Source organism: Nonomuraea mangrovi (assembly GCF_042681425.1).
In the GTDB taxonomy this organism is placed as follows: domain Bacteria; phylum Actinomycetota; class Actinomycetes; order Streptosporangiales; family Streptosporangiaceae; genus Nonomuraea; species Nonomuraea mangrovi.
The window spans coordinates 1-26,119 of sequence record NZ_JBHUFV010000034.1 but is presented as its reverse complement, the minus strand read 5'-3'; the positions used below and the strand labels follow the sequence as shown (position 1 = coordinate 26,119).

Sequence of the window (26,119 nt, the reverse complement as noted above, 5' to 3'; positions counted from 1 at the left end):
GCGGTGTCTGCCTTCCTCGCTCCGGCATGGTTGGTATTGCCAACCATGCCGGACTAGCATGACGGCATGAGCTCCGCCGACGATGTCGTGGATGCCCTCGTCCGGGCCACCTTCGAGGTGGCAGGCGTGCTGACCCGCATCGGTGGTGAGCACGATTTGTCGCTCACCCAGCTACGGGTGCTCGGCATCCTCCGCGACCGCCGCGTCCGCATCACCGAACTGGCCGCCTACCTCGGCCTGGACAAGTCCACGATGTCCGGCCTCATCGACCGCGCCCAGCGCCGGGGGCTGCTGACACGCGGCAAGAACCCCGAAGACGGCCGGGTCGTCGAGGTGTACATGACCCCGGCCGGGCTCGAACTCGCCAAACGTGTGGAGGACGACATCCGGCGTGCCCTGGCGCCCGCGACCGGCCGCCTGGACCCGGAACAGCTCGATCGGCTCGTCAGCCTGCTCGACATCGTCTCGGCCCGCTCGCCGCGTACACGCGCCGCACCGGGGCCGACGGCCGCGCGCTGATGGTCGAACAGGGCCACGGACAGTTCCTGACGTCTGCGGCGTTCGCCCCATCGAGGTTTCCGGGCGGTGTGCCTCAGGTCACCAGGCCCCTGCGGTAGGCGTAGACCACCGCCTGCACGCGGTCACGCAGGTCGAGCTTGGTCAGGATGCGCGACACGTACGTCTTGACGGTCTCCTGGCTGATCACCAGCGTGGCGGCGATCTCGCTGTTGGACCGGCCGTCGGCGATCAGGCGCAGCACCTCCAGCTCGCGCGGGGTCAGCGCGGTCTCGTCGGGCGTGTCCCGGGCCGGGCGGATCCGGGACGCGTACCTGCCGACGAGCTGCCGCGTCACCTCAGGCGCCAGCAGCGCGGCGCCCGCCGCGACGGTGCGGATGCCCTGCAGGAGCTGCGCCGGCGGGGCGTCCTTGAGGAGGAACCCGCTCGCCCCGGCGCGCAGCGCCTCGTAGACGTACTCGTCCAGGTTGAACGTGGTCACCACGAGCACCTTGACCGGATTCTCGACCCCGGCGCCGGCCAGCAGGCGGGTCGCCTCGATGCCGTCAAGCACCGGCATCCGCACGTCCATGACGACGATGTCGGGGCTCAGCCGGCGGGCGACCTCGACCGCGGCGCGGCCGTCGCCGCACTCGCCCACCACCTCCAGGTCGGGCTGCGCGTCGATGATCGTCGCGAAGCCGGTGCGGATCAGCGCCTGGTCGTCGCAGACCAGGACCCGGACCGGCGCGGTCATGACCGGCTCCCCGCAGGTATGCGGGCCCGTACCACGAAGCCGCCGCCCGCCTGCCGGTCCGCGCTGAACTCGCCGCCCAGAGCGTCCACCCGCTCGCGCAGCCCGGCCAGGCCCCGCCCGCTTCCGCCGGGGGAGGCGGCCCTGGAGCCGGGGCCGTCGGTGCTGACCGCCACACTGATCTCCTTCTCGCCGTAGCGCACCCAGACCGCGGTGGGGCTGCCGTGGGCGTATTTGAGGGCGTTCGTCAGGGCCTCCTGGACGACCCGATAGGTCACGAACTCGGCGCTGCCCGCCGATTCCCCGGGGTCGCCCTCCTCGGTGAACTCCACCGGCTGCCCGGCCTGGCGGGTTTGCTCCACGAGCGTGCCCAGGTCGCCGGCGGACGGCATGCTGACGTCGGTATCGTGATCGGCTTTGAGCAGGTCGAGCATGTGCCGCAGGTCGCTGATGGCCCGCCGGCCGGTGTCGGTGACGGCGCTCAGTGTCGCGTCGAGGCGGTCGGGCGCGGTGGTGAGGTAGCGTGCCGCCTCGGCCTGCACGACCATCGCCGTCACGTGGTGCGTCACGACGTCGTGGAGTTCGCGGGCGATCCGGGTGCGTTCGGCGGCGCGGGTGGCCTCGGCGACGTGGCGGCGGCGTTCCGCCTCGGCGGCGCGGGAGGAGCGCAGCCAGGCCCCGATGCCCCATGCGAGGGCCAGAGCCAGGTAGAACACCACGTACCCTTCCACCCTCTCGCTCGCGCCGAGTCGGTCGAGCGCGAGCGCGAGCGGCACGTACGCCATGGAGAGGAGGACCACGGTGACGCGCCGATGGCGCTCCAGGTGGGCGCCCGCGCTGATGAGCGCGATGGGCATCGCGTTGCTCGCGAACACGTGGTAGGCGCGGAGCTGGTCGAGAACGAAGCCGAGCGACACCAGAGCCAGGCACACGGCCGGCCACCGCCGGCGGACGGCGAGCGGAAGGCACTCCAGGGCGATCACCACGAACGCCAGCGCGTCGAAGGGCCGGGCCGGCAGGTCGCCGACCTGAGTCCCCTTGCCGTGGAGCGCCGGCAGGAGCGATGCGACGGCCAGCAGCAGCCCGAACGGTAAGTCCCGGACCACGACGTCGCACCGCCGCCACAGGTCCGTGACCCGCCGTAGATCGATCATTGGGCGAGCGTAGCGGTCGCGCTGCGCCGGAGCGGGACCACGTTGCCGCGCCGGCGGGCCAGCCACATGAACACGACCGTCAACAGCAGGCCGAACACCACCGCGTATGGGCTCGCCTCCGGCCCGAACTCGCCGCCCGTGAGCAGGGCTGGGCCCGACGTCACGCCGTGCAGCAGCCCCTGCGTCGCGCCGTTGCCCGAGACCTCGGTGCCGAAGATGCCGGCTGCGGCGAAGTTCCAGCCGAAGTGCACGCCGATCGGCACCCACAGGGTGCGGGTGGCGGCGTAGGCGGCGGCGAGCATGCCGCCCGCCTCGACCGCGACGGCGATCGCGCCCCACAGATCGGCGTGCGGGTTGAGCAGGTGCGACAGGCCGAACAATAGGCCGGTCAGCACCAGCGCCGGCCACGTCCCGGTGCGTTCCTCGACGATCCTGAACAGGATGCCGCGAAACAGCAGCTCCTCCGTCACCGCGGCGGCGGCCATGAAGCCGAGCAGCCCGACCGCGCCCGCCGGCGAGCCCGGGCCGTCGATCCGGTAACCGCCCACGAGAGCGATGTTCACGATGACGGCCGCGAACAACGCGACCCCGATCAGCGCCCCTCGCGCGATGGCGCGGGCGGCGCCTCGCGCCGCCACCTCCGCCGGTGCCCGGCGCTCGGACCACCGGACCACGCGGGCGTACACGAGTACGGCGAGCACGGCCGTCGCGACGCCGAGGAGCAGGGTGAGGAGCGGGCTTTCCTTCACCGCGCCCACGATCGCGCCGCCGGCGAAGGCGACCACCGCGACGGGCACGAGCTGTTTCAACAACCGCATGACGACTCCCTTACTTGGAGGATTCCGCGACGGGGCGCCGCCGCTACGCCGAGAAACGCTAGGGATCCGGTGGTCTGGAATCATCCCCGTGCGGTGGACACTCGCGCGTAGCTCGCCCGGGGGACAGCCGCACATGCAATTCGTCGTACAACGCCGCCGCGTTCGACGTCACCGCGGATCGCGTACATCTCCGGCGGCGTCCGCACCGCACGACAGAGCACGGCGATCGCCGCCACCCCTCTCCGACCGGCCGCACCTGTCCCCCGCACGAGCTACCGGCGCATGTCCACCGCACGGGGACGATCCCGGACCGCCCGATCCATAGCGTTACGACGCAGCCACGGCGCTCCGTCCGCTTTCCCGCCACACCGCCGTGCGCATCCCCCGGCGTCGACTCCCTCACTGGAGGACCTCATGCTCCGCAAGATCAAGACATCCGTTGTGGCCGCGCTGTGCTGCACCATGCTCGGCGCGGGGGTCGCCGGCTGCGACGGCGACGCGGTGGAGAACTGGGACCCCCTCGCCTTCGCCACGCGGACAGCCGATGCCACCCCGATCTCCGGGACCGCGAAGATCGACGTCGCGGGGCGGTCGGTGAACGTGTCCTGTTCGGGCGCCCCGGAGAAAGGCAGGCCGGTCATCATCCTGATGCACGGAGCAGGCGATGGGCTGGACAAGCCGGCCGCCGTCCAGAAGACGCTGAGCAGGCAGAACCGGGTCTGTTCCTACGACCGGCTCGGCGCGGGCGCGAGCGACCAGCCGGACGGCCCGCAGAGCTTCTCCAGCACGGGCAAGATCCTGACCGGGGTGCTCGACCGCGTCGCCGGTGACGGCCCGGTCATCCTGGCCGGGCACTCGCTGGGCGGGCTGATCGCCGCCAGGTACGCCCCCGACCACCAGGACAGGGTCAAGGGGCTGGTCCTGATGGACGCCACCCCGCCCACGATGGCCGGCGACATCTCGAAGTCGATCCCCGAGTCCGCCAAGGGGCCGGCGGCCGAGGTACGCGCGCAGAACCTGGCGATATTCCAGGGCGACAACCCGGAGAAGCTCGTCATCACCGACGGCAAGGTCCGTTCCGCCGGTAACATCCCGGTGGAGGTGATCCAGCATGGGAAGCCGTACCTCGCGGCCGTCCCCGAGTACGGGCCGCGCCTGGAGCAGGCGTGGTCCGCGGGTCAGCGCAAGTGGCTCGCGCTGTCCCGCGGCAGCAAGCTGAGCACGGCCACGAACAGCGGCCACTACATCTACGTCGACCAGCCCGATGTCGCCGTCCAGGCCATTGAACGCGTCACCGCACGGGCCGCACGTCAAGCGCAGGGTGAGTAACCCGCCGGTTGTGATGCTTCAGACCGCCGAGCGCTCGGCCGCGCGGGCGGTGAGGCGCTCCCAGTTGCGGTGGGCGATGTCGGCCTTCTGCTCGTCGGTGAATGGCGCGTCCTCCAGGAACGAGCGGGCGGCGCCGTTGCTGGTGTCGACATAGGGGAAACCGCCGGGACGGAAGCCGTAGGTGAAGGGGTAGTCGGTGGAGTACAGCATCCGGTCGGTGCCCATGACCTCGACGGTCCAGCGCAGGTAGCGGGGGCTGTTGGTGCCGCTGCCGGCGACCCAGCGGAGCCCAGCGCCACAGCGCGCGAGCAGACCCGCCGCCGGATCATCGACGTCACGATCGACCTGCTGGAACGCGGGGGCCGCGACGCGATCACCACCCGCGCGGTCGCCGACGCCGCTGGACTGCAACCACCGGCCCTGTACCGGCTGTTCGGCGACAAGGAGGGGCTGCTGGAGGCCGTGGCCGAACACGGCTTCACCCGGTTCCTGGCCGCCAAGCACCTCGACCCCGACCCGCAGAACCCGATCAAGGAACTACGTATCGGCTGGGACATCGCGGTCGAGTTCGGACTGGCCAACCCCGCGCTGTACGCGCTGATGTACGGCGAGCCCGCCCGGTCCACCATCGTTTTCCGGATGGGCCTCGAACTCCTCACTGACCGCATCCGCCGCCTGGCCCTCGCGGGCCTGCTGCGCGTCGAGGAGGACCTCGCGGCCCAGATCATCCACGCCACCGCACGCGGCGCCGTCCTGACCTGGCTGTCCCTGCCCGAGTCTCAGCGCAACACCGCCCTCCTCCGCGCGCTGCGCGAAGCGATGATCACCGCCGTCACCAACGAGGAACCGGTCGTGCAGGAACAGGGCCCGGCCGGTGCCGCCCGCGCCCTGCGCGCCGCGCTGCCCGACCAGAGCGTTCTCAGCCACGCTGAACAGCGACTACTGACGGAATGGCTGGATCGACTGTCCGCATAGCCGCCCCCGCGAACGGACGGGAAGCGGCGATCCGCCTGCGATTGGTCCTCGCCGCGTTCAACTGTTCCCAGGGAAGGCTTTGAGGGTGTACCGCTCGAATATTGAGTTACGCGCCCTGAGCTGCGGTTAAGCGTCGCGGTTGTATTCGCTGAATGCTGTCACCACAAGATCAGCGCCGGGGCCTGCGGCGTTGGTGTACTCGGCGGAGTCGCCGTGGGTGACAGTGCGCCTGCCGAAAATTCCATCCATGCAGTTCAAGCGGCATGTGAGTACTCGTGAGGTCGGACCCGTTAAGAACTGTGCGATGAGCCGCCAAACCTCCTGTTCCTCACCCTCGTAATCCCGTAGCGTCGCTGCTTCGCAATGCGGTCCCTCGTCGTAGGCGTCGTCGGCGGCTTTCTCGAGCTGCGCCGCCGCCCGTCCGCCTGACGCTCGGCAACGCGCTCACCGGGAATGCCGGTGAGCGCGTTCGCTACCGCAGCGACCTCGTCGCCAGCCCCGGATACGCCTTGATCTCGGCCTCCGTGAACCGCTCGGCCACCCACTGGCCGCGCGAGAACAGCTCGGTCTGGTCAGCGTGATGCGGCGAGGCCGAGTTGGCCGACAGCGAGTACGTCAGCACGGTGCGGGTACGCGGCCCGGTCGGCGTCAGCTCCACGGCCATCAGGAAGCTGGAGCCGGTGTTGACGTCCGGATAGCGGCCCTTCTTACTGAGCGAGCCGCCGGTGCGGATCCGGTCGAAGCAGCCCTCCCCCTCGGTGCAGCCCGGCACCGGGACGGCGCCGTACCGCTGGGCCTGCCCCGGCGTGAGCGTCAGCGGGAGGTCGTGGGCCGTGAAGACCTGCACGGCGTTGGCCAGCGCGGTCGCCACCGCCGGGTTGGCGATGTCGAGCCCGCGCGGCGTGGTGAGCGGGTGCTCGGCGTCGAACGGCACCTTCCACCAGCTCTTCGGCGGGACGACCGCGCCGTCGGGCCGTCTCTGCGGGCCGTTCAGGCCCAGGAAGAACTCGCGCCACAGGATCGCTCCACGGCTGCTGAGGCGGGCCCGCCCGTCCCAGGCCGCCAGCGTGGCGCAGGCCCGGCGGACGTCGACCTTCTCGCCGTCGCTCGCCGTCATCACGGGCTTGGCCCGGCACAGCGCGCGCAGATCCGGGCGGAGCAGCTCGGCGCCCAGGTTGCGCTTGCCGGTGGCCGTCTGCTGGAGGGTCTCCAGTGTGAAGCCGGGAGCCCCGAGCCCGTCGTCGCCGGACAGCCGCTGGGCGATCATGTCGAGGCCGACCCGGGTGCGCAGGTCCCGTTCCGTGCGGGTGTCTCCGTAGATGCGCGGATATTGGGTTAGCGGGGCATTCGGGTTGGTCAGCCAGGGGCTGGCGTTGGCGTTGGTCACGTAGTCGGTGCGGGTCAGCCGGGGCTGGGCGGCGGGGCCGAAGATGCCCGGCTCGAGCGCGTCCGCGTCCTTGCCCCACAGGCAGGCCGATGTGGAGCCGTCCAGGATGAGCATCTCGGGGTCGTCCTTGGCGCGGCAGCGCTCCGCTTGCTCGTCGGTGACGTGCGGGACTACCGAGGCGTCGGCGAAGTACGCCTCGCCGCCGGCGTCCGCGGCGAGCGTGTAGACGAAGGGCATGCCCTGGTAGGTGTCCTGCGCGCGGCGCAGCGCGGCCAGGTCGCGGGCGGTGCCCATGGCCAGCCACTCGTCGGCGAAGCGCAGATTGGCGGCGTTGACGTCGGCCAAGGCGATCGCCGTCTCCTCCGTCCAGCCGGAGGCCAGCACCGGGCCGTACCGGGAGGTGTACAGGGTGGTGGTGACGGCGCGGGTCGCGCCCTGGGCGTCTCGGACGGTGACTGACACCTCCTGTCGGCCCATCGGCTCGGGCCGGCCGTCCACCAGGTACGTGGTGCGCTGGCCCGGCACCAGCTTGAGCTGGTACAGGGTGAAGCGCTGGGCGTGGGAGACAGTGTGCGTCCAGGCCACGCTGGCGTTGTGGCCGATCTGGACCACGGGGGTGCCGTACAGGCTGCCACCAGACACGTCGAACACGCCCGGGATGGTCAGGTGGACCTGGTAGAAGCGGCGGCTGCCGTTCCACGGAAAGTGAGGGTCGGCCAGCAGCATGCCGTGGCCGTCGCGGGTGGCCTGGTGCCCGAGGGCGTAGGCGTTGCTGCCAGGAGCGGTCACCGTCTTCGGCGGGACCTTCCTTTTCGGCTGGTCCGACTCTTTCTCCATCTCCTGCGCGTGCCCCGAGGCGGCGATGGCCTCCTTGAACGAGGAGCTGCCGCCCAAGCGGCCGAGGTCGAGCAGGTTCATCCAGACGTCCGTGGCCGTGATGGGGCCGACCCACTCCTTGCCCCGGCATGCCGGGTCGGGCAGCCTGGCCACGCCCGTGTCGCGCAGGTAGCGGTTGAACCCGGCGACGTAACCGTCCACGAGCGCGCGCAGCTCTGCGCTGGGGCCGTGGGGTGCGGAGCGGGCGAGCACCCGGCGCAGCACGCCCGACGCCTGGACGCTCTTGTAGTACACGTCGCTGGCCAGATTGGAGATCGGATCGATGGCGTCGTCCGACATCGCCTCCGCGCCGAAGTAGCGCGACCGCTCGCCGCGTAAGGTGAGCGCCCATGAGGCCATGACGCACAGATTGTCCTGCGCGAAGGCGTAGCCGTAGCCGTAGCCGAGACCGCCGTGGTCTTTCGCCAGGATGTGCGGGATGCCGTACTCGGTGCGCCTGATGTCGGCGGCGTAGCGGCCTCCGGCGGCCTGCGCCGGCGCCGGTGCCGCCACGAGGAGGGCGCCGACCAGTACGGCTACGAGCGGTGCGGCCAGCCGCCGGACATGTGTCGTGATCATCGAGCGTCCTATTCGAAGCGGGCGTTGTCGGGCGCGGTCACGCGCTTGAGCAGCGGCAGGCCGGCGAGGATCACCAGCAGGGCGGCCAGCAGCCCGCCGCCGACGGTCAAGAAGTAGACGGGGCCTGGCAGCGCCGCCGGCGCGCTCTTGATCGCCAGCTGGTCGATCATCGGCTTGGCCACGCCGAAGCCCGCAACCGCCGCCACCAGGGCGGCCAGCACCACGGGGGCCGCCGTCTCCAGCAGCACCACCCTGGACAGGGTCCGTGTCGGCGTACCGCACAGCCGCAGCAGCGTGAATGGCTGCCTGCGCTCCACCACGCCGCCGGCGACCGCCACCAGCAGGCCGCAGCCCGCCACCAGCAGGGTCAGGGCGACGATCGCCAGCGCGACACGTTCCACCTGCTCCAGCAGCACCGCGCGGGCCTGGGCGACCTCGGCGAACGTCTGCGGCGTCTCGGCGCTGCCGGAGCGGGCGACGTACGGGGTGAGCAGTGTGCGGATCTGCTCACGGACGGCCGGGTCGTCCACGCGGATCAGCACCGCCGCCAGGGGCAAGCCGGCTGAGGCGGCCTGTTCGTGCTTTCCTGAGTTGCCGGAGCCAGCGGCAGGGTTGGCAGCGTCCACGATCGGCAGGTTGCGGTCGACGGAGAGCATGTTGTCGCTGGTCAGCAGCCGATTGAAGTCGGCTGTCACCGCTCGGGTGCCCTGGGCGCACCGGCCGAGCGCCGGGAAGCCGGTCAGGGCGCCGCATTCGACCACGTGGCCGAGCAGGAAGTCGAGGCGACAGCCGGGGCCCGGGTCGCACGGCGGAGGCCCGTCGGGCGGGGGCGACGTCTCGGTCTCGCCCCTGCGGTAGATCGGCAGCACAGTGACACCGGGATGGGCGCGTACCTTGGCGAGCAGCTCGGCCGCCGTGCCAGGCGGCAGAGGCAGGCCCTCGGCGGCCTCGCCGTACCCGAACGACGCCCGCATGACCTCGTTCAGCGTGCCGCCGCCCGCCGCCTCCTGGCCCGAGACGACGGCGGGGACGATGCCGGCGACGGCCGTGCCGATGAAGACCGCCAGCACGATCCCGTTCACCGACCGGAAGGCGCTCTTCGGGTCGGCCGCCAGCCGCTGCGCGGCCAGCAGCGTCGCCGCGCCGGACGTGACCCGGGCGGCCAGCCGCGCGGCCAGCATCGTCAGCCACGGCCCGGCCACCACGAGACCGACCATGATCAGTACCAGGCCGACGTCGACGAGTACCGCATTCGGGTCGTTGCCGCCTGCGAACACAGGACCCGCGAACAACCCCAGCCCCGCCAGGAGCGGGAGCACCCGCCACCAACCCGGAGCGGAGGCCCGCAGCTTGCGTGCCGCGCCGAGTGGCGTGATCCGCACCCGGCGCAGTGACCACAGGGCGGCGCCGGCGGCGGCGAGCGGTACGCCCGCGACCACGGCGGCGTACTGCAGCGCGGTGGGCGCGACCACGTCTGGGAAGAAGCGGGAGCCGGTGATGGCGACGCCGGACAGGGCGGGCCGCAGCGCCTGGAAGACCGCGATGCCGGCGAGCGCGCCCAGCAGCGCGCCGAGAGCCGCGTCCACCGAGGCGATCGCGCTGATCTGGCGCGCAGTGGCGCCCGCCAGCCTGATCGCCGCGAAGCGCGCCTCGCGGCGGGCGGCGGCCAGGCGCGTGGCCGTGCCGACGAGGACGACCAGCGGGAAGATCAGGCCGATGGCGGCGATGCCGAAGCCGTGCTCGTAGAGGGCCGTGGTTTCGTCCGTGACCGGGGTGGTGTCGACGGCGTCGACGGCCACGGTGCCGGCCATGGCGGCCAGCCCGTCGGGGGTCTGGCCAACGACGACGACCAGGTCATCAGGGCCGGACAGCGCCGCCCGTCCGATCAGGCCGGCGCGGGTGCCGGGGAAGCGGTCGGCGAGCTGCTCGCGCGGCACTGCATCCATCAGCTCGGCGAGCGCGGGCGAGACGTGGTACCGCCCCGCGCCAGGCAGTGCGGGGAGGCCGGGCATGGTCGGCGTGAGTGTTCTCGCGTCGAGGATGGCGACGTCGAGCCGCTTGATCGGGCGGCCCGCGTAGGAGTCCTGGCGGTGGTTCCACAGCACCGCGCCCGAGGTGGCGCCGAGGGCCCAGCCGCCCGGTGCGGAACCGATCGTGCACTCCCAGCACGGGCGGCTCGCGGTGACCTGGAAGGCGTTGAACAGCGCCACCGTGGACAGCAGCACCGTCACCCCCAGAGCGACGGCGGAAGTGACGAGCGCCAGCCGGACGGCCGCCTCCCGGCCGCCGCGCAGCGCCAGCCGCAGCCCCAGCCAGAGCGTCATCGGACGGCCTCGCCGGCGTAGGGGTCGGTGACCTTGCCGTCGCGCACCATGACCTCTCGGTCGGCGCAGGCGGCGACGCGGGCGTCGTGGGTCACCACGATCACGGTCGTGCCCTCCTGGCGAGCCAGGCCGACGAGCAGTTCCATGACCTTCTCGCCGGCGAGCGAGTCGAGCGCGCCGGTGGGCTCGTCCGCGAAGATCACCTTGGGGCGCGTCACCAGCGCCCTGGCGATCGCCACCCGCTGCGCCTGCCCTCCGGACAGCTCGCCGGTGCGCCGCTCGCCCAGGTCGTCCAGCTCCAGCCGTTGCAGTAACCCGACCGCCCGCTGGTAGGCCCGCTTGCGCCTGGCCTTGCCGAGCAGCAGCGGCAGGGCGATGTTGTCGGCCGCCGTGAGCTCCGGCACCAGCTGGCCGAACTGGAAGACGAAGCCGAACGCGGTGCGGCGCAGCTCGGACCGCCTAGCGTCGCTCAGGAGGTCCAGCCGCCGCCCGTCGAACCAGACCTCGCCCGCGTCGGGGGTGAAGATCCCCGCCAGGCAGTGCAGCAGCGTGGACTTGCCGGAGCCGCTCGGACCCATGATCGCTAGAACCTCTCCCGCCGTCACGGACAGGCTGGCCTCGCGCAGCGCCTGCGTCCGGCCGTAGGAGCGGTCGATGGAACGGGCCTCCAGCAGCGGGCCCGGCACGGGAAGGGCGTCGACGGTCATGCGTGGCGCACCATTTCCGCCAACGCGCCCAAGCGGGCCGTGGTCACGTCGATCCAGCGCAGGTCGGCCTCCAGATGAAACAGGGCGTGGTCGGCCAGCAGGGCGTCCACGAGGGCGCCGCCGCGTTTGATCTCTGACAGCTCGCGCATGCGCCGCATGTGCGTGGCGCGCTGAGTGTCGAGGTAGCTCTGCGCATCGTGGCCCAGCATCAGCGCCAGCACGACCTTCGTGAACAGCACCGTCTGCAGGAACGGCTCCGCCGCTGCCGGCTCGGACAGCCACACCTCCACCTCCTGCTTGCCGAGCGGGGTGATGGCGTAGCGCTTGCGGTCTGGGCCGTCGCCTGGCTCGCTCTGACCGGCCGTGACCTTGCCGTCCCTGGCCAGGCGGCCGAGCGTCGAATAGACCTGTCCGAAGGGAAGCGGCTTGCCCCTGCCGAAGTAGGTGTCGTAGGCGCGCTTCAGGTCATATCCGTAGCTGGGCTCGCGGTCCAGGAGGCCCATGAGGGCCAAGGGGACTGTCATGACATGGCACTATATACCGGAGGTATATACGCGGTGTATAAGGACTGCGGGGCCCGCTCCCATGAGGACTGCGGGTGCCGATTAATCATCCGGCCAGGTCAAGCGACGTGTCGGTATTCCGTCAGGACAACCTCCGAGTCGATCATGTCGGCGGACGTCGAACGAGGTGATCGAAGCGGGGCGGCTTGTCGGAGAGCCCGGTGGGGCCGGTGTTCGTTATCACCTCCGGCTGGGCCTTGGCCACCGCCTCGCCGACCGATCGGGCGTCCAGCCCGTTCCTCAGGACCGCCTCGGCGCCCATCTGCTCCAGAACCAGCTTGTCCGCGCTGGTCGCCGTCGCCGTCACCTGATGGCCCCGTGCCACCAACTGGGGCACTAGTCGGCGGCCGAGAACACCAGTCCCGCCTGCCACGAACACTCGCATGATCAACCTTCCTTTCCGTACGGCTACGCATACGGGCGAGACAACTCTCTGACGACCCGAGCCGCGGCGGCGGCCGTGAAGCGCAGCGCCGCCGCACGCGAAAGGCGATCGTCGACGCGGCGGTACGCCTGAGCGCCGCCGGGGCGACACCGTCCATCGATGAGATCGCGGCCGCCGCCGACGTGTCGCGGCGTACGATCTACATGTACTTCCCAGCCCTTGACCAACTGCTCGTCGACGCGACGGCCGGCGCGCTGAACGAACCGCCGGTCGAGGCGGCGCTGTCCGATCTCGCGCTCGCCGACGACGCGGCCGGGCGGGTGGACGCACTCATCCGGACGCTGCTGGAATACTCGCCGCAGTCACTTCCCTTGGGGCGCCGCATGATCCGCCTGACTGTCGACCCGCCCACGAACGGCGCCCCGGAGCCGGTCGGCCCACGCCGCAGCCAACGCCGGATCGAATGGCTGGATCAGGCTTGCGCCCCTGCGCGACACGCTGAGCGAAGACTCCTACCAGCGCCTGATCTCGGCCTTGACCATGGTGGTCGGCTGGGAGGCCCAGGTGGCCCTCCGGGATGTCCGCGGGCTCGACCCGAAGGCTGAGCAGGAGGCCATGACCTGGGCCGCCCGCGTCCTCGTGGAGGCCGCGATCAGGGAACATGATCGTCAGTGAACGTTCATCGACCCGGCACACTTGGCGGACTCGCAACCAGTAGATGCGGCTATGTAGGTGCAACTGGTACCGGATGTCGGTCAGGTAAGGCTCCACCCGGCTGAGCCTCGAGTCACCGACGTCATCCAGTAGCTTCACCGAACCCGAACGATTGTGGTGGTATGCGCGGGCGGGGCTTACGAGGCCGGGTGCGGATTGGCCGCGGGGCAGAAGCGCGCCTCGGAGAGCTTGGTGAAAGTCTTCAGGAAGTCGTTCCAGTCGCCGTTCATGTTGCTCACCAGTGTGTGGGCGCCCTGCCGGTCGCCCATCGCGTACGTCACCGAGCCTTGGATGTACCCGCCGCCGCCCCATAGCGTGACCCCGCACGAGAGCTTCTGCGAGTAGATGCCGAGGCCGTACCGGGTGTTCGGGACCCAGCCCGCGCCCTCCGTCGAGACGGTGGTGAACATCTCCTTCTGCAGGGCGGGCGAGAGGAGACGGCCGCGCAGCAGGACCCGCAGGAACCGGTTCAGGTCCGTAGTAGTGGACACCATGCCCCCGGCTGCGCCCGCCCAGCTGAGGTCCGCGTTGGTCACATCATGGATCTCCGTAGGACGACCGGCCCCGTCGAACTTCGAGTAGTGGCGGGCGTGCGGGGTGCGCATCGTGTTGTCGGTGCCCGGCAGATACGTGCCCGTCAGGTGCAGTGGGCGGGCGATGCGCCTGTCGATCTCCTCCGCGAGGGTCGAGCCGGTCGCGCGCTCGACGATCATTCCCGCGAGGGTGTAGTTGACCTTGGAGTAGATGAAGCGCTTGCCGGGCTCTTCTGGGTGCGGGGTCGTCTGGCCGGGGACGGCGTCGGGGAGTCCGCTGGTGTGGTTGAGCAGCTGCCTGACGGTCATCTTGGTGCCGTCGGCGCCGAAATGCTCCTCCACCATGCCGGGCAGCCACTTCGCCACCGTGTCGTCCAGGGTGAGCTTGCCTGCGGCCACCAGTTGCAGGACCACCGTTCCGGTGAACGCCTTGGTGAAGCTGCCGATGCGGAAGTGTTCATCCGCCCGGCGCTTGCGGCCGGTCTTCAGGTCGGCCAGCCCCGCCATGCCGAACCATGGCTTCGCGTGACCGTCCCTGAGCTCAGCGAGGATGCCGGGGACGCCGTCGTCGGTCACGGCCTGATCAAGCACGCGTTGGAGTTCGGCGTGCCCACGGTCGCGCTCGGCCGCGGAGACGGCAGGAGCCATCATGGCGCTCCCCGCCACGGTGAGGGCGGCGACAAGCAGACCGGCATGGGCGCGAAGCATGAACATTTATGCCTCCTTGGGCATGACAGAAAGGCCGGAGGTCGGCGCAATGGGTTCAGGCATGGTTGTGCCTGCACAGGGTTGGGTCAATGAGCACGCGAAGGCCGGTGAAGGCCACGGAAGAGTGCTGTCGATCGATCTCTTCGGATCGTCGGCCGTCAGGGGGCGTGCCCGGAGCAGACGAGGGTGCAGCCGAGGAGCGGAACCGTCTCACAGTCGGTGGCCCCTGTCGTATGCGCGGAGGGGGCCCCATGGGGGAGGTGCCATGGGCTCATGTGCCGATCAGTGAAGCGCGAACGGCGTTTCGGGCTAGGGAAGGGAGGTCGGAGGACTGGGATGGGGCGTACTCGTCACTCGATGCCGTCGTTCGCGATGACGCTCTCAAGTCGGGCCGGCAGCTCGGCGCGGTCGACGCCGGCCAGGGCACGTGGCACCGTGCCGACCTCGGCCTGCAGGATTCCGAGCAGTACTTACACCGGACGCAGGTCCTTCTTACGGGAGATCGAAGCGAGGCCCCGCTCAAGGGCGAGCCTGCCCGTCTCGCCCATCCTGGGCGGACGCTTCAGCGGGGTACTCGGCCGAGGAGGTCGAACGAGGCACGGGACACCCCGGCCGCGCTCAGGCTGTGGTCGAGGTAGGTCCGCACCGGCGAGGGCGGTCCATGTCTTGGACACGGAGCCGCACTGGTAGACGGTGCCGGTCGTCGCGGCTTCCCGCGTGGAGATGCTCTTGACGCCGACGGCGAAGTCGGTGATCTCTCCGTCGCGCAGGACGCCGATCGCGGCGCTCGGGATCCGGTATTCCGCGAGCAACTCGGCGACGCGAGCTCGTATCCGGGTCACATCCAACGCTCTTGCCATAAGGGGTTCCTCGTCTCGCCGCGATTCTTTCCAAGCGAGAAAAGGCTACGTTGCATTTCAAGAGTCGTCAACGAAAAGCTTCAAGGATGCCCTTGAAATGCTGGGCTTTTACGCCAATCGTTGCAACAGCATTGTTGATGAATGCAATCCATGTCGACCAGCCGTTGCAATGTACTGTTGGTGAACGCACCCGTGGACCGCACCGACAGGAGGGCGAGCAGATGCCCGGAGGCAGGCTGACCCACGACGATCGCCGGCAGATCGCGATCTGGATGGTCGAAGGGCTGGGATACGCCGAGATCGCCAGGCGGCTGGGCAGGCCCACGTCCACGATCAGCCGCGAAGTGGCACGCAACAGCGCGCCAGGCGGCTACCTCGCCGACCGCGCCCAGCAGGCCGCCGGGCAGCGCGCCCGCCGCCGCAGACCGATTCACGCCAAGGAATCGCCCGCCGACGGGCGGCCCGCCGAGTTCGGAGCACCTCCCGCCAGGGCCTGACCCAACGTCTGACTGACCCGGGGTCCTCAACGGGATCTGTCGGCCTGGGGCGGGAGGTGCTCGATGCACCCGCCGGACGTGGCGTTGTGACCTCGTAGCGCCTCTGTGTGTCAAGCGACTGCCGCTGCGACTCCTAGTTGATCTTTTCGAATGCTTCGGTAGATCACGTTGGACAGGCGTCGTTTGAGTGCGCGGCGGGCTTCGGCAGGGGTTTTGTTCTCGGTGATTTTCCGCTGGTGGTAGACGCGCCCGCGGCTGGGATCACGGGCTTGGCACACGGCGATGGTGTGCGCAGGGCGCAGTTGAGCTGGCGGTTGCCGCCGGTATTGAGCCGGTGCCGGATCTGATCGCCGCTGGAGGCGTCCAGAGGTGCGGTGCCTGAGTAGCTGGCGAACTGATCCGCAGTGCTCGAATGGCTGCACCCACGCTGGCGTCCCTCGACCACTGATCGCCTTTCTCCCGCGCCATCCGCACAATCAGTTCCTTGACCGGCTGGCGTACGGGGCCGTCCCGGGCGCCACCTGTCGGTGAATGTCCACCTACCGAGCGGCACCGGCCGAGGGCGGGCGCTCCCGCCGTCAATGTTCCAGTACGCGCCTATTGGTCGATGCGCGACCTGGTTGTTCCTGTGTCGTGACAGATGACCAGAATGAGATGACAGTTTCGGTTCACTTCAGCCTCCCCATGCACACCGTTCACTTGCGCGCTCCAGGGTGTCCACCCGAGAGCATGCCGCTTATGGGCTGCTTATGCGTAAGAGAAGGGACTGCATCTGATGCAGCCAATGGCAGCACGCACACCACTGGGCGGTTTACGGAGCCGAGGGCGTCTCGCCGCGGCAGCCGCGATCGCGGTGTTGCTCGCGACCGGCCTCGTGACCGCGGCGCACGCCGACCCCAGCCCGGCGGCGCAGGATCGGGGACGGCCCACCGCGACGCCGACCAGTTCCCAGAGCTCTCCATCGCTCACCCCCGCCGGCGGTTCCTTCCTCGAGGGCAGGGCGAAGGTCGCGGCAGTCCCGACCGCGGCCGGTGACAGCGTCACGGAACTCGCCATCGACGACACCACGCTCAACGCCACCCGGACGGTGGGCGTCTCCAAGCTCAGGTTCGACGTCGGCTCGAACTCGACCGAGGCGCAGTATCACAGCCACGTGCTGGTCAACGGGGCGTACCGGAGCGACATCGGCGACCATGTGAACGAGCGGGCGACCATGGAGATCCCGAACGAGCACCTGGTCAAGGGAGAGAACACCGTCGAGATCGTCGTCGGCACGATCCAGTCGTCATGTGGCCTCAACTACGACGACTTCGTCCTGTCCGACGTGGGCCTCGAGCTGCTCGGTGAGGTCGCGGACGGCGAGGACAACCCTTACACCTTCTCCTTCGGCGACGGCAGCTGCGGCACGAACACCACACTGCTGAAGCGCGCCACGCTCAAGTTCTTCATCCAGGGCGACCCGCAGGGCACCACGGGTCTCGCCGCTGACGTCGACACCACGACGCTCGCCAACGGCGAGCACGCCATCACCGCCACGACCGCGGCCGGGGTCACCGTCAAGAACACCGTGACAGTGAACAACAGCCCGGCCGGGGCGCCTCGGCTGCTGCCCACGGACGGCACCCTCGTGGCAGGCACCAAGTCGGTCTTCGCGACGGTCCCGGCCGTCGGCGAGGGCGGCGTCAGGTCCCTCACCGTCGACGGCGACAAACCGGCCACGAAGGCCACGCTCGGCAACGGCGCTGCGATGCTCGGCTTCGACGTGGGCGCGGACTCGATCGACGACAAGTACGACAACTTCCTGCTCGTCAATGGTAAGCGCATCGACCTGGGCGGCACCTGGGTGAGCCGGCGCGTGACCGTCGCGGTCCCGGCCCGGTTCCTGGTGCCCGGCAACAACACGATCAAGGTCGTCACAGGGGACTTCAAGGAGTCCTGCGGCAACAACCGCGACGACTTCACGATCGCGAACCTCGCCCTCACCCTCGACGGCGCCACCGTGACGGGCCAGGACATCAAGCCGTCGTACGAGATGGGCGACGGCAACTGCGGCAGCAGCCCGACCCTGCTCCGCGAGGTCGAGCTGCGCTACACGATCGACGGCCCGGCGGCGCACGTCATGGAGACGCTCGGCTCGGGCAACGCGACTCTCAGCTTCAACGTGGGCGGCAACTCGATCGAGGCGCGCTACCAGAACTTCGTGCTCGTCAACGGCCAGAAGGTCGTGCTTGACGGCGACTTCGTGAGCAAGCGCGTGGACTTCACCATCCCGAACGAGTTCCTCGTGCCCGGCTGGAACACGGTCGACTTCGTGGCCGGCACCTTCCCGACGTCGTGCGGCAAGAACCGCGACGACTTCACGATCTCCAACATCGCCCTGACCCCCGCGCAGGGCACGGCGGCCGGCCAGATGCTCAAGGCCTCGTACAGCATGGGCGACGGCAACTGCGGCGACAACGTGAACCCGCTGACCGAGATCGACCTCGAGTTCCTGGTGGACGGTCCCGCCCGTGGTCTGCGAGCGGACCTCGACACCACGGCCATCAAGGACGGCAAGCACACCATCGCCGCGACGTCGGCCGCGGGCGAGGTCGCCACCCGCGTCCTGATCACCGACAACTCGGCGCCGAAGGTCGCCGCGAGCGTCCCGGCCGCGGACGAGAAGATCACCGCCTCGGTCGTGCTGGACCTCAAGCTCGAGGACGCCTCCGGCGTCGTGTCCGGGCCGGACGTCAAGCTCGACGGCCAGCCGATCAACCTGGGCGCTCAGGTGGGGCCGGGCCTGCACGCCGGTAAGCACACCCTGGCCGTGACCGGCGCCGACGGTCTCGGCAACACCGCGACCCGGGAGATCGTGTTCGAATCCGCAGGCATCCCGGACGTCCCGGCCGAGCTGACCCCGGCGTTGGGGGCCGCCGACGTGTCGGACCCCGTCACGCTTTCTGCGAACGTCGCCGAACCCGATGGCGGCCAGGTGACGGCGACGTTCTCCGCGGCCGAGATCCTCACTCCGAACCAGGTGTTCCAGGGGACGGCCCCGTCCGTGCCCACGACCCTGCGGGTTCCGGGCGAGACGCACGTCAAGGCGGAGGGGCTCGAGCCCACCGACGGCAAGACGCTCGACGCGCCCGCCGGCAAGGACGTCACCTACCAGCGCTACGACGTCCAGGTGCGGGGGCACGTGGACTCCCCGGTCCTGCGCTGGGAGGGCGTCATCGACCCCGAGCGGCTGGCGTCGCTAAGGGTGTGGAACACGAAGACCAAGGCGTGGGACCTCCTGACCAGCGCCCGCGGCGCCGCCGAGGGCAAGACCACTCTCACGGCCGTCGTCGACCAGGAGAACGTCGACGAGCAGCAGGTCCACGTCATGGTGACGGGAGAGGACCCGTTCGCCGACGACATCGAGCCAGGTGACCCGAACGGCTTCGCCGACCCCGCCACCTACGACTTCTCGATGGTCCACTTCACCGACACCCAGTACATCTCCGAGGGCGCGGTGGAGCAGGAGACCGCGGAGGAGCGCGCGGTGTGGGAGTCCGCCTACTCCGGCATCGTCAACTGGATCAAGGACAACAAGGACCAACGCAAGATCTCGTACGTCGCGCACACCGGCGACATCATCGAGAACAACATCCGCAAGCCCGCCGACGAGGCCACGCAGCGGCAGGTCGTCGGCGAGTTCGAGGTGTCCTCGAAGCAGCAGCGCGTGCTGGACGAGGCGAACATCCCCAACGGCGTGATCGCCGGCAACCACGACAACCAGTCAGGCACCGAGAACGGCCCGGAGGCGATCTACAACAAGTACTACGGTCCCGACCGGTACCAGGGGGCGTCGCAGGGCTGGCAGCACGGCAAGTACGGCGGTCCGTGGAAGGAAGGCGACAACCAGAACCACTACGACCTGTTCTCCGCGGGCGGTCTGGACTTCGTCGTGGTCGGCCTGTCGTACAGCGTGACGAGGGAGGAGGCCGAATGGGCCGACTCCGTCTTCAAGAAGTTCTCCGACCGCAACGGCATCCTGCTCTCGCACGACTACCTCGTGCCGAGCACCAATCCCGACGGGCGCGGCACCGGATTCTCCGCACCTGACGGGTCGATGTTGTACAAGACGGTGGTCGAGAAGAACCCGAACGTCTTCCTCATCCTCGCCGGCCACGAGCACGGCGTGGGCACCAACGTGAAGCCGAAGGTCGGCCAGGTCGGCAACGGCGTCGTCGAACTCCTGGCCGACTACCAGTTCTACACGGTGTCGGCCGACCGTCTCGGGCTCACCCAGATCGGTGGGTACAACCCGCAGGACCAGCTCCAGTTCGGCGCGAGCTTCTTCCGGATGCTGCAGTTCAACGTCAAACGGGCGGAGCTGACCGTCGACACCTACTCCCCGCTGCTCAACGACTTCGGCGCCGGCGAGTTCGACCCGCTGCGCCGCTACGACGGGCGCGAGGACAACATGGTGCTGCCGGTCGATCTCACCTCCCGCACGACCAGCTTCCAGACCGACTCGCTGGCGCTCTACAAGCCCACGCGCATCATCGGCAAGAGCACGGTCACGTCGGGTCGGGTCGCCTCGGTGACCTGGGACCGTCTCAAGGACGACACGGCCTACGCCTGGTTCGTCACGGCACGCTCCACCGGCGGCGGCGTGACCGCCTCCGAGCCGAGCGTCTTCGTCACCAAGGACGAGCACGGCCGCCCCGGCACGTGGGGAGCTGACTCGCCCATGTACCGCTGGTTCGACCACTAGCCGATTCCCGCCGCCCCGGACCCGGCCCGGGGCGGCGTTCCCCCTCGATCTGGAGAGAAGACATGCCCCGCAGGCGCTGGCTGTCCGCCGTCGTCCTCGCCGTCCTCCTCGGAGGCGTGCTGGCCGACCTGCTCCAACCCGCTCCGGCGGCGGCGCACGATGCGACCACGACCGCCCACGCCGAGGTGACCGGCATGGGCGCGAACGTCAAGGTCGTGCTCGACCTGGAGTACGACCTGCTCATGAAGTCGGCCTGGCTCTACGCGGAGGCGTACGAGGCGAAGGAGCGGACCGAGCAGCTGCGCCAGCTGAAGATCAACCGTGGCGCCGTGACCGACTATGTCACGCGCCGCTTCGCCGTGGCGTACGACGACAAGCCGTGCTCGCCCGCGACGGTGGGCGACGCGGACGTGCGCCCCCGCGGCAAGGCGGCCTTCGCGGTGCTGACCCTCGCCTACACCTGCCAGAGCGGGAGCGAGGGCGTGCACGCGATCTCCAGCGCGCTGTTCCCCGATGCCGAGAGTTTCGTCCACAGCACGAAGACAATGGTCGGGTACCACCTCGACGGCGAGAAGGGCTCCGCGCTCCTGAACGCCAAGAGCCCGACGCTGCGGGTCGGCGAGCGCCCGGCATCGCGTCAGGTCCGGGAGTTCTTCCTGCTCGGCGCCGAGCACCTGGCCCTCGGCCTCGACCATGTCCTCTTCCTGCTCGCGCTGCTCATCGGCGCGCGCCGGCTCCGCGACGTCGTCGTCACGGTCTCAGCCTTCACAGCCGCCCACAGCATCACGTTCCTCCTGGCGGCGTTGGGGGTCGTGGACGTTCCGGGAGAGATCGTCGAGCCGGTCATCGCCGTGTCGATCATCATCGTGGCGCTCGTCAACCTGCTGGGCCGCGACGAGGGCAGGTCGGGCACATGGCGGCTGCCGATCGTCTTCGCCTTCGGCCTGTTACACGGGCTGGGCTTCGCGGGCGCGTTGGACATCGACGGGAGCGGGTCGTGGGAGCTGCTCCTGTCGCTCCTGAGCTTCAACCTCGGCATCGAGGTGACACAGCTGGTGATCATCGCTGTGCTCTTCCCTCTGCTGGTGCTGGTGCGCCGGACGTCCGCGGCCCGCTGGGCGGTGGTCGCGCTGTCGGTCCCCATCGTGGGAGTCAGCCTGTACTGGCTCGTCGACCGCATCCCGCTGCCGCTCTGACGGGAGCCCCTGATGTTCCTCGCGGTGCCGACGACCTCCGGCGCGGGTCGTCGGCGTCCCCGTGGGCCTTGCGGCAACAGACGGTGGCGTCGCCAGCCACGGCGGACCGGCCGAGACCGGCGCGGAAGATCGCGGCTCAGAACAAGCACTGACGCGGAACGGCTGCTGGAGCTCATTCGAAATCTGGATGACGTCCCCGTTGCGCGGCGCACCACGGAGCGTATCGACGACGCGCTCATCCGCGACCTGTTCGCTGACTCGACCTCCATGCTGGCGGTCTGCAAAAGGGATCCCGAACGCTTCCGGAAGCTCGTCACCGACGACGAGACCGCGCGTGACATCATCGCCATCGCTCACCGCCGCCAGCAGGTCGAGCGCTTTCGGAAACTGCTCCAGGATGACGTCTACTTCGAGGCCGAACGGGCCAGGAGCGCCGAGCGGAGGGCGGAGTCGGTGTGGCAGCGCTTCTTCGACGAGAACCCATGGATCCTCGGGATCTCCCTTGCAGGCCAGTTGTTGACGTCCTGGAGCCACGAGAAGCTTGAGCAGGTCGTGGCCGGATCGTCCATCTCGGGTCCAGGAAAGCGCGCGGACGCCCTGCTCCGTACGGCGGGCCGTATCAAGTCGCTCGTATTCGCCGAGTTCAAGACCCACAAGACCTAACTGCTCGCGGCCGACGAGTACAGGTCCGGATGCTGGGCCCCGTCCAGGGAACTGACCAGGGGTGTGGCACAGGCTCAAGGAACCGTTCATCGCGCCATCCGCGATCTTGGCGAAAGATCTGGTCCTTCGAGCTCTACCGTCCCAACACGGCGGAGCCGGAGATCCTGACCTTCGACGAGTTGCTTGCCCGCGCGGACTGGTTTGTGGCCATACCCGCACTGTGAAAGGCGTCCTGTCCCGATCGTCAGCAGAGCGCTCACGGAGCAGGCGGTCGCCGACCGCCTCGCCGTGATCTGCCGCACCCGGCGGGTGGCCGCCTACTTGCACGCCGAGATCGGTGCCGATGCGGCCACCGGCAAGCCCACTCTGGCCTGGCACTTCGACCAGAACGCGATCGATGCCGAAGCTGCCACCGACGGCTGGTACGCCCTGCTGACCAACCTGCCGCCCGAGGCCGTCGACGCCGCGCAGGTGCTGCGCCGCTACAGGGCCAAGAAACGGTCGAACGCCGCTACCAGGCATTCAAGGCCCGTTGGCCGTCACCCACCTGTATCTGCAGAACAACCGCCGCTTCAACGCGCTGATCACCGTCATCTGCCTGGCCCTGCTCATCTTCTGCCTGATCGAACGCCAGGTCCGCCGCGCCCTGGCTACCCGCGCCACCGCAGCCGACGGGTTGTACGCCGACCGGCCCGCCATCCCGACCGGAAAGCTCATTCTGGACGCGTTGGCCGGCATCCGTTTGATCCCGGGCTCCGGCCAATCACCGCCGACCATTTCGCAACCCACCGACCTCCAACTCCGCCTCCTGGACCTCCTCGATATCGATCCACGAGACCTCCGCTGAGGATCACTCACGTGCGGAAAACGGGGCTAGTGCGAGATCTCCAGATCCGTCACCACGGCGGCGTGGTCGGAGTAGAACTTGCCGGGCTGGTGGGCGGGTAGCCGGTCGTCGACCGTGAACGAGTCACGCACCTTCACCCCCTTGCCCTTGGCGAAGATGAAGTCGATGCGGTCCTTAGTGATCATGTAGTCGTAGTCGGGCTGGGGGCTCCAGGTCTTGCCGGGCGACTTGCACACGTTGCGGTTGGCGGCGCGGTAGGTGTCGACGAACCCCGCGTCGGTCACCACATCCGTCGCCTGCAGGTCGTAGGAGAGGCCGTAGTGGCAGTGGGCGCTGCCCTTGGTCCAGTCGGCGGCGGACAAGGTGTTGAGGTCGCCCCCCAGGATCACCGGGTCGGTGTTGCCTGCGAGCATGGTCGGCAGGTGGTTCTTGATGATGTCGGTAACCTGGGGCAACTGCACGGTGGTGTCGGCCTTTACCACGTCCTCGTCGGAGTACGGCTTCGGCTCGCCCTTCTTGACCGCCGCCGCGTTGGCGTCGATCATGTCGCCGACCCAGGGGTCGGAGTAGTTGACCCAGGTGTCGAAGAAGTTCGCCTCCCGGCCGCTGGGCAGCTTGACGCGGATTCCCCCGAAGTAGAAGTCGTTGATGATGCCGCCGACCGGCTTCGGGTAGGCCTGCGTGATCGGGTAGTGCGTGAAGATCCACAGGTTGTCGGCCGACCTCGAGGTGATCCGGGTGGCGGTGTAGTCGCCCTTCCCCGCTCCGGCGCTCAGCCCGGCACGGATCTCCTCGGCGCTGCCGTACGTCTCGACGGCCAGGAAGACGTCGGGCGAGATGTCGACGAGCTGGTCGATCAGCAGCGGCAGGTTCTTCTCGCCGCCAACGGCCGGGTCCTTGCCGCCGTGCCAGATGTTCCAGGCGAGCACCCTGACGTCGTCCGCCACGGGCCTGGCGTGCGCGGGGGTGGCAGCGACGGCGGCCAGGAGGAGGGCGGACAGTCCGCCCGCCATCCATGTAACGCGTGACATATTACCGCTCCTCACATGTTGCCACTGGGGCAGGTGAACGTGGTTGAGGAGAGGCTAGCGTCCATTTATGAAAATGACTAGGTTAAATCGAGCAACTTCACACACAGTTCCGCTGTCCGTCGCTTCGGCTTCGGCTCCGGCTCCGGTCCGCATCGTGCGGGCGGGACGCCGCGACGAAGAGCCCTGCGCCTGCCGAAAACTCCGTCCACGCAGGTCAAGCGGCATGTGAGCACTCGTGGAGAACCCTGTGGGTGCCAGAAACTCGGCCGCCCTACGCGACCTGCGCATACTCGTGGATCAGCCCATCGAGACGATCGCGGCGAGTGACCCCGCCGGGCGGAAGCGGCGCGAGCGCAGGATGCGCCGCACGGTCGCCTCGCTGACCTGGTGGCCGAGCCGCACCAGCTCACCGTGCACCCGTCGATGGCCCCATGCCGGGTTCTCCCGCGCCAGGCGGACGATCACGGCCCGGACCTCCTGGCTCGTGCTCGGCCGTCCGCCACGATGCGGGTAGATCCATGCGCGTCGGCGCAGGCGACGATGCCACGCCGGCAACGTCGCCGGAGTGACCAGCCGATGAGCGCGCAGCCCCGCTGGCAGCGACCGGGCCAACGCCGCGAGAACGGCCCGATCAGCCCAGTCCGGCTTCGGGCGCCCAACCTGACGCCGCAACACCGCCACCTCATGCCGCAACACCATGATCTCCACGTCCTTCGACGCCTGGCGACGGCCCAGCAACATCAGCCATCCGAACACCCGGACCGCGATCAGATACAGCAGGCGAACAGGCACACGACGTGATCTTGTCCACGCTGGCGGACTCAGTCGAACCACAGCTCAGAGCCGTCGCGACTGCGTCTTGACGCGGTACAGGATCCTGCGGCACCACTACCTGGGGAGACCACGGACGCACCAGCAACTCGCCCTGCAGCTCCATATCAGCGGGCCACCTATTTCCGCCGCCTCCATCACGGTCTGGACACGCTGAGCCCCTCTGTTGTCCGCCGACGATTCGTGACCTGACTTCTCTTGCATGATGCTGCCTTCTCTTCCGCAGTATCCTGCCACCCGTCGATCTTCAAATTGCCCATCGCCCACGCCATCCTTGAACGAAACATTCAGCGCGAATAAATCCTTCTGGGGGAAGCGGAAATGAAGAAGATGATCATTCGGGTTTTGGCGGTAGTTGGGCTGTGTGGCGCGACGTTCATGGGTGCGAGCAGTGCATATGCCTGCGCGGACTTCTCCGATGTCAAGGTGTGCGTGACGTCGACGGCGGAGTTCACGGACGGTTCGGTGCTCTCCTGCTCAGGCGACCTCTGAGGTTCAGGCTCGGCTCATCGGATGGGGTGTGGGCGCGGTTCGCCTCACCCCAATTTCGCTGCTCTGACGAAATGCGGCCAAGCTGAACCAGGCGTGGCCGCACCGCGAATGCTGGAGTGGAAATCCAGATCTACCCCTCTGCGGAATCGGACTCCACGTGAGCACGGGTAGGTTGTCCTGTCCGAGCCGAGGTGGTGCACCCTGCACGATGACCAGTGGCCATCTCCCAGAGGAGAACGCCGTCTGTGCCGGTGCGCCAGACGATGATGTCCATCACCCCGCCCTTGCACCGGACCCGGGCGGCGCGCCGGTCGCGCAGGTCCGGCTCGTCGACATCCTGCTCCCATGGCAGGGCGATACCGGTCGCGCTGCTGACAGCGTGCTGTGTGCGGTTTGTGAGCGGCGGGTTGGAGGGTGAGACCGTCCGCGTCACCCATCACCCATCACCCATCACCTATCACCCGGAGGAACGGGTCAATGTCCCAACCTGTCATTTCGTCGGATCGTGCGCGGCCACGGTGGCTGCGTACGGTCACGGCTTCGGCGCTGGCCGTGAGTCTGGCCCTGGCCGCGGCGTTCCCGGCTGCCGCAGCTGCCACGCCGTACGCCGACAGCGGCGCCACGGCGCAGCGCGCTCAGCTACAGCAGTTGGCGCGG

Annotated in this window: 23 protein-coding genes and 2 pseudogenes; 11 read left to right on the top strand and 14 right to left on the bottom strand. The window is 69.1% G+C overall.

Annotated elements, in window-relative coordinates:
- The first annotated feature begins 66 nt into the window (after positions 1-66).
- Positions 67-519: a MarR family winged helix-turn-helix transcriptional regulator gene (locus ACFSKW_RS23940; RefSeq protein ID WP_379574607.1), complete on the top strand. Its 453-nt coding sequence runs from the start codon at positions 67-69 to the stop codon at positions 517-519.
- A 73-nt stretch (positions 520-592) separates the two neighbouring features.
- Here the strand turns inward: ACFSKW_RS23940 and ACFSKW_RS23935 are convergent, their stop codons facing one another.
- From ACFSKW_RS23935 to ACFSKW_RS23925, 3 genes are read right to left on the bottom strand one after another with little or no spacing between them, the layout of a single operon-like run.
- Complete coding sequence (locus ACFSKW_RS23935) at positions 593-1,252, bottom strand: response regulator (RefSeq protein WP_379574606.1); 660 nt, start codon at positions 1,250-1,252, stop codon at positions 593-595.
- Entirely contained in the window at positions 1,249-2,403 is a 1,155-nt protein-coding gene (locus ACFSKW_RS23930) for a sensor histidine kinase (RefSeq protein ID WP_379574605.1), read from the bottom strand. The genes ACFSKW_RS23935 and ACFSKW_RS23930 overlap by 4 nt, the downstream gene beginning before the upstream one ends.
- Positions 2,400-3,221, bottom strand: coding sequence for a CPBP family intramembrane glutamic endopeptidase (locus ACFSKW_RS23925; protein ID WP_379574604.1), 822 nt, complete (start codon positions 3,219-3,221; stop codon positions 2,400-2,402). Before ACFSKW_RS23925 ends, ACFSKW_RS23930 begins: the two co-directional genes overlap by 4 nt.
- 414 nt (positions 3,222-3,635) lie before the next feature.
- Here ACFSKW_RS23925 and ACFSKW_RS23920 point away from each other — a divergent pair, with 414 nt between their 5' ends.
- Positions 3,636-4,550: an alpha/beta fold hydrolase gene (locus ACFSKW_RS23920; protein ID WP_379574603.1), complete on the top strand. Its 915-nt coding sequence runs from the start codon at positions 3,636-3,638 to the stop codon at positions 4,548-4,550.
- 18 nt (positions 4,551-4,568) lie between these two features.
- Here ACFSKW_RS23920 and ACFSKW_RS23915 read toward each other — a convergent pair whose 3' ends face one another.
- Positions 4,569-5,024 (bottom strand): amidohydrolase family protein, encoded by a 456-nt coding sequence (locus tag ACFSKW_RS23915; protein ID WP_379574619.1) that lies wholly within the window; start codon positions 5,022-5,024, stop codon positions 4,569-4,571.
- Here ACFSKW_RS23915 and ACFSKW_RS23910 point away from each other — a divergent pair.
- Positions 4,923-5,525 (top strand): TetR/AcrR family transcriptional regulator, encoded by a 603-nt coding sequence (locus ACFSKW_RS23910; RefSeq protein WP_379574618.1) that lies wholly within the window; start codon positions 4,923-4,925, stop codon positions 5,523-5,525. The two genes, ACFSKW_RS23915 and ACFSKW_RS23910, sit on opposite strands and share 102 nt — an antisense overlap.
- A 472-nt stretch (positions 5,526-5,997) precedes the next feature.
- Here ACFSKW_RS23910 and ACFSKW_RS23905 read toward each other — a convergent pair whose 3' ends face one another.
- The 5 genes from ACFSKW_RS23905 to ACFSKW_RS23885 form a co-directional block, all read right to left on the bottom strand.
- A complete protein-coding gene (locus tag ACFSKW_RS23905) occupies positions 5,998-8,367 on the bottom strand; it encodes a penicillin acylase family protein (protein ID WP_379574602.1) in 2,370 nt (789 codons plus the stop codon).
- Positions 8,368-8,375: 8 nt separating this feature from the next.
- Positions 8,376-10,691, bottom strand: coding sequence for an FtsX-like permease family protein (locus tag ACFSKW_RS23900; RefSeq protein ID WP_379574601.1), 2,316 nt, complete (start codon positions 10,689-10,691; stop codon positions 8,376-8,378).
- On the bottom strand, positions 10,688-11,398 hold the full coding sequence (locus ACFSKW_RS23895) for an ABC transporter ATP-binding protein (protein ID WP_379574600.1): 711 nt from the start codon (positions 11,396-11,398) through the stop codon (positions 10,688-10,690). The genes ACFSKW_RS23900 and ACFSKW_RS23895 overlap by 4 nt, the downstream gene beginning before the upstream one ends.
- Positions 11,395-11,922 (bottom strand): PadR family transcriptional regulator, encoded by a 528-nt coding sequence (locus ACFSKW_RS23890; RefSeq protein ID WP_379574598.1) that lies wholly within the window; start codon positions 11,920-11,922, stop codon positions 11,395-11,397. The genes ACFSKW_RS23895 and ACFSKW_RS23890 overlap by 4 nt, the downstream gene beginning before the upstream one ends.
- Before the next feature lie 142 nt (positions 11,923-12,064).
- Positions 12,065-12,346 carry an NAD(P)H-binding protein gene (locus ACFSKW_RS23885; RefSeq protein ID WP_379574597.1) on the bottom strand — a complete coding sequence of 94 codons (282 nt, stop codon included), beginning with the start codon at positions 12,344-12,346 and terminating at the stop codon, positions 12,065-12,067.
- A 29-nt stretch (positions 12,347-12,375) separates the two neighbouring features.
- Between ACFSKW_RS23885 and ACFSKW_RS23880 the strand changes: the two genes are divergently transcribed.
- Positions 12,376-12,951 (top strand): TetR/AcrR family transcriptional regulator, encoded by a 576-nt coding sequence (locus tag ACFSKW_RS23880; RefSeq protein WP_379574617.1) that lies wholly within the window; start codon positions 12,376-12,378, stop codon positions 12,949-12,951.
- Between the two features lie 246 nt (positions 12,952-13,197).
- Here ACFSKW_RS23880 and ACFSKW_RS23875 read toward each other — a convergent pair whose 3' ends face one another.
- Together ACFSKW_RS23875 and ACFSKW_RS23870 are read right to left on the bottom strand one after the other, a co-directional pair.
- Positions 13,198-14,307: a serine hydrolase domain-containing protein gene (locus ACFSKW_RS23875; RefSeq protein ID WP_379574596.1), complete on the bottom strand. Its 1,110-nt coding sequence runs from the start codon at positions 14,305-14,307 to the stop codon at positions 13,198-13,200.
- A gap of 464 nt (positions 14,308-14,771) precedes the next feature.
- Positions 14,772-15,161 carry a serine hydrolase gene (locus ACFSKW_RS23870; protein WP_379574595.1) on the bottom strand — a complete coding sequence of 130 codons (390 nt, stop codon included), beginning with the start codon at positions 15,159-15,161 and terminating at the stop codon, positions 14,772-14,774.
- Positions 15,162-15,382: 221 nt separating this feature from the next.
- Here ACFSKW_RS23870 and ACFSKW_RS23865 point away from each other — a divergent pair.
- Positions 15,383-15,631: pseudogene (locus ACFSKW_RS23865) on the top strand (helix-turn-helix domain-containing protein); the annotation flags it as partial.
- Positions 15,632-15,821: 190 nt separating this feature from the next.
- On the opposite strand, the gene ACFSKW_RS23860 reads toward ACFSKW_RS23865, so the two are convergent.
- Positions 15,822-16,103 (bottom strand): transposase, encoded by a 282-nt coding sequence (locus ACFSKW_RS23860; protein ID WP_379574593.1) that lies wholly within the window; start codon positions 16,101-16,103, stop codon positions 15,822-15,824.
- A 339-nt stretch (positions 16,104-16,442) separates the two neighbouring features.
- Between ACFSKW_RS23860 and ACFSKW_RS23855 the strand changes: the two genes are divergently transcribed.
- The 4 genes from ACFSKW_RS23855 to ACFSKW_RS23840 all read left to right on the top strand — a co-directional run bounded on the left by ACFSKW_RS23855 (position 16,443) and on the right by ACFSKW_RS23840 (position 23,108).
- Positions 16,443-20,402, top strand: a complete 3,960-nt coding sequence (locus ACFSKW_RS23855) for a metallophosphoesterase (protein ID WP_379574592.1) — start codon at positions 16,443-16,445, stop codon at positions 20,400-20,402.
- Between the two features lie 62 nt (positions 20,403-20,464).
- Entirely contained in the window at positions 20,465-21,598 is a 1,134-nt protein-coding gene (locus ACFSKW_RS23850) for a HupE/UreJ family protein (RefSeq protein WP_379574591.1), read from the top strand.
- Positions 21,599-21,610: 12 nt separating this feature from the next.
- A complete protein-coding gene (locus ACFSKW_RS23845) occupies positions 21,611-22,261 on the top strand; it encodes a Shedu anti-phage system protein SduA domain-containing protein (protein ID WP_379574590.1) in 651 nt (216 codons plus the stop codon).
- Positions 22,262-22,793: 532 nt separating this feature from the next.
- Entirely contained in the window at positions 22,794-23,108 is a 315-nt protein-coding gene (locus ACFSKW_RS23840) for a hypothetical protein (RefSeq protein WP_379574589.1), read from the top strand.
- Between the two features lie 26 nt (positions 23,109-23,134).
- Here the strand turns inward: ACFSKW_RS23840 and ACFSKW_RS23835 are convergent, their stop codons facing one another.
- Together ACFSKW_RS23835 and ACFSKW_RS23830 are read right to left on the bottom strand one after the other, a co-directional pair.
- The gene (locus ACFSKW_RS23835; protein ID WP_379574588.1) at positions 23,135-24,139 is read right to left on the bottom strand and encodes an endonuclease/exonuclease/phosphatase family protein; all 1,005 of its coding nucleotides are present in this window, start codon (positions 24,137-24,139) and stop codon (positions 23,135-23,137) included.
- A 297-nt stretch (positions 24,140-24,436) separates the two neighbouring features.
- A complete protein-coding gene (locus ACFSKW_RS23830) occupies positions 24,437-24,931 on the bottom strand; it encodes a helix-turn-helix domain-containing protein (protein WP_379574587.1) in 495 nt (164 codons plus the stop codon).
- A gap of 360 nt (positions 24,932-25,291) precedes the next feature.
- Between ACFSKW_RS23830 and ACFSKW_RS23825 the strand changes: the two genes are divergently transcribed.
- Positions 25,292-25,462: a hypothetical protein gene (locus ACFSKW_RS23825; protein ID WP_379574586.1), complete on the top strand. Its 171-nt coding sequence runs from the start codon at positions 25,292-25,294 to the stop codon at positions 25,460-25,462.
- Positions 25,463-25,939: 477 nt separating this feature from the next.
- Positions 25,940-26,119 (top strand): annotated as a pseudogene (locus ACFSKW_RS23820) (serine hydrolase); the annotation flags it as partial.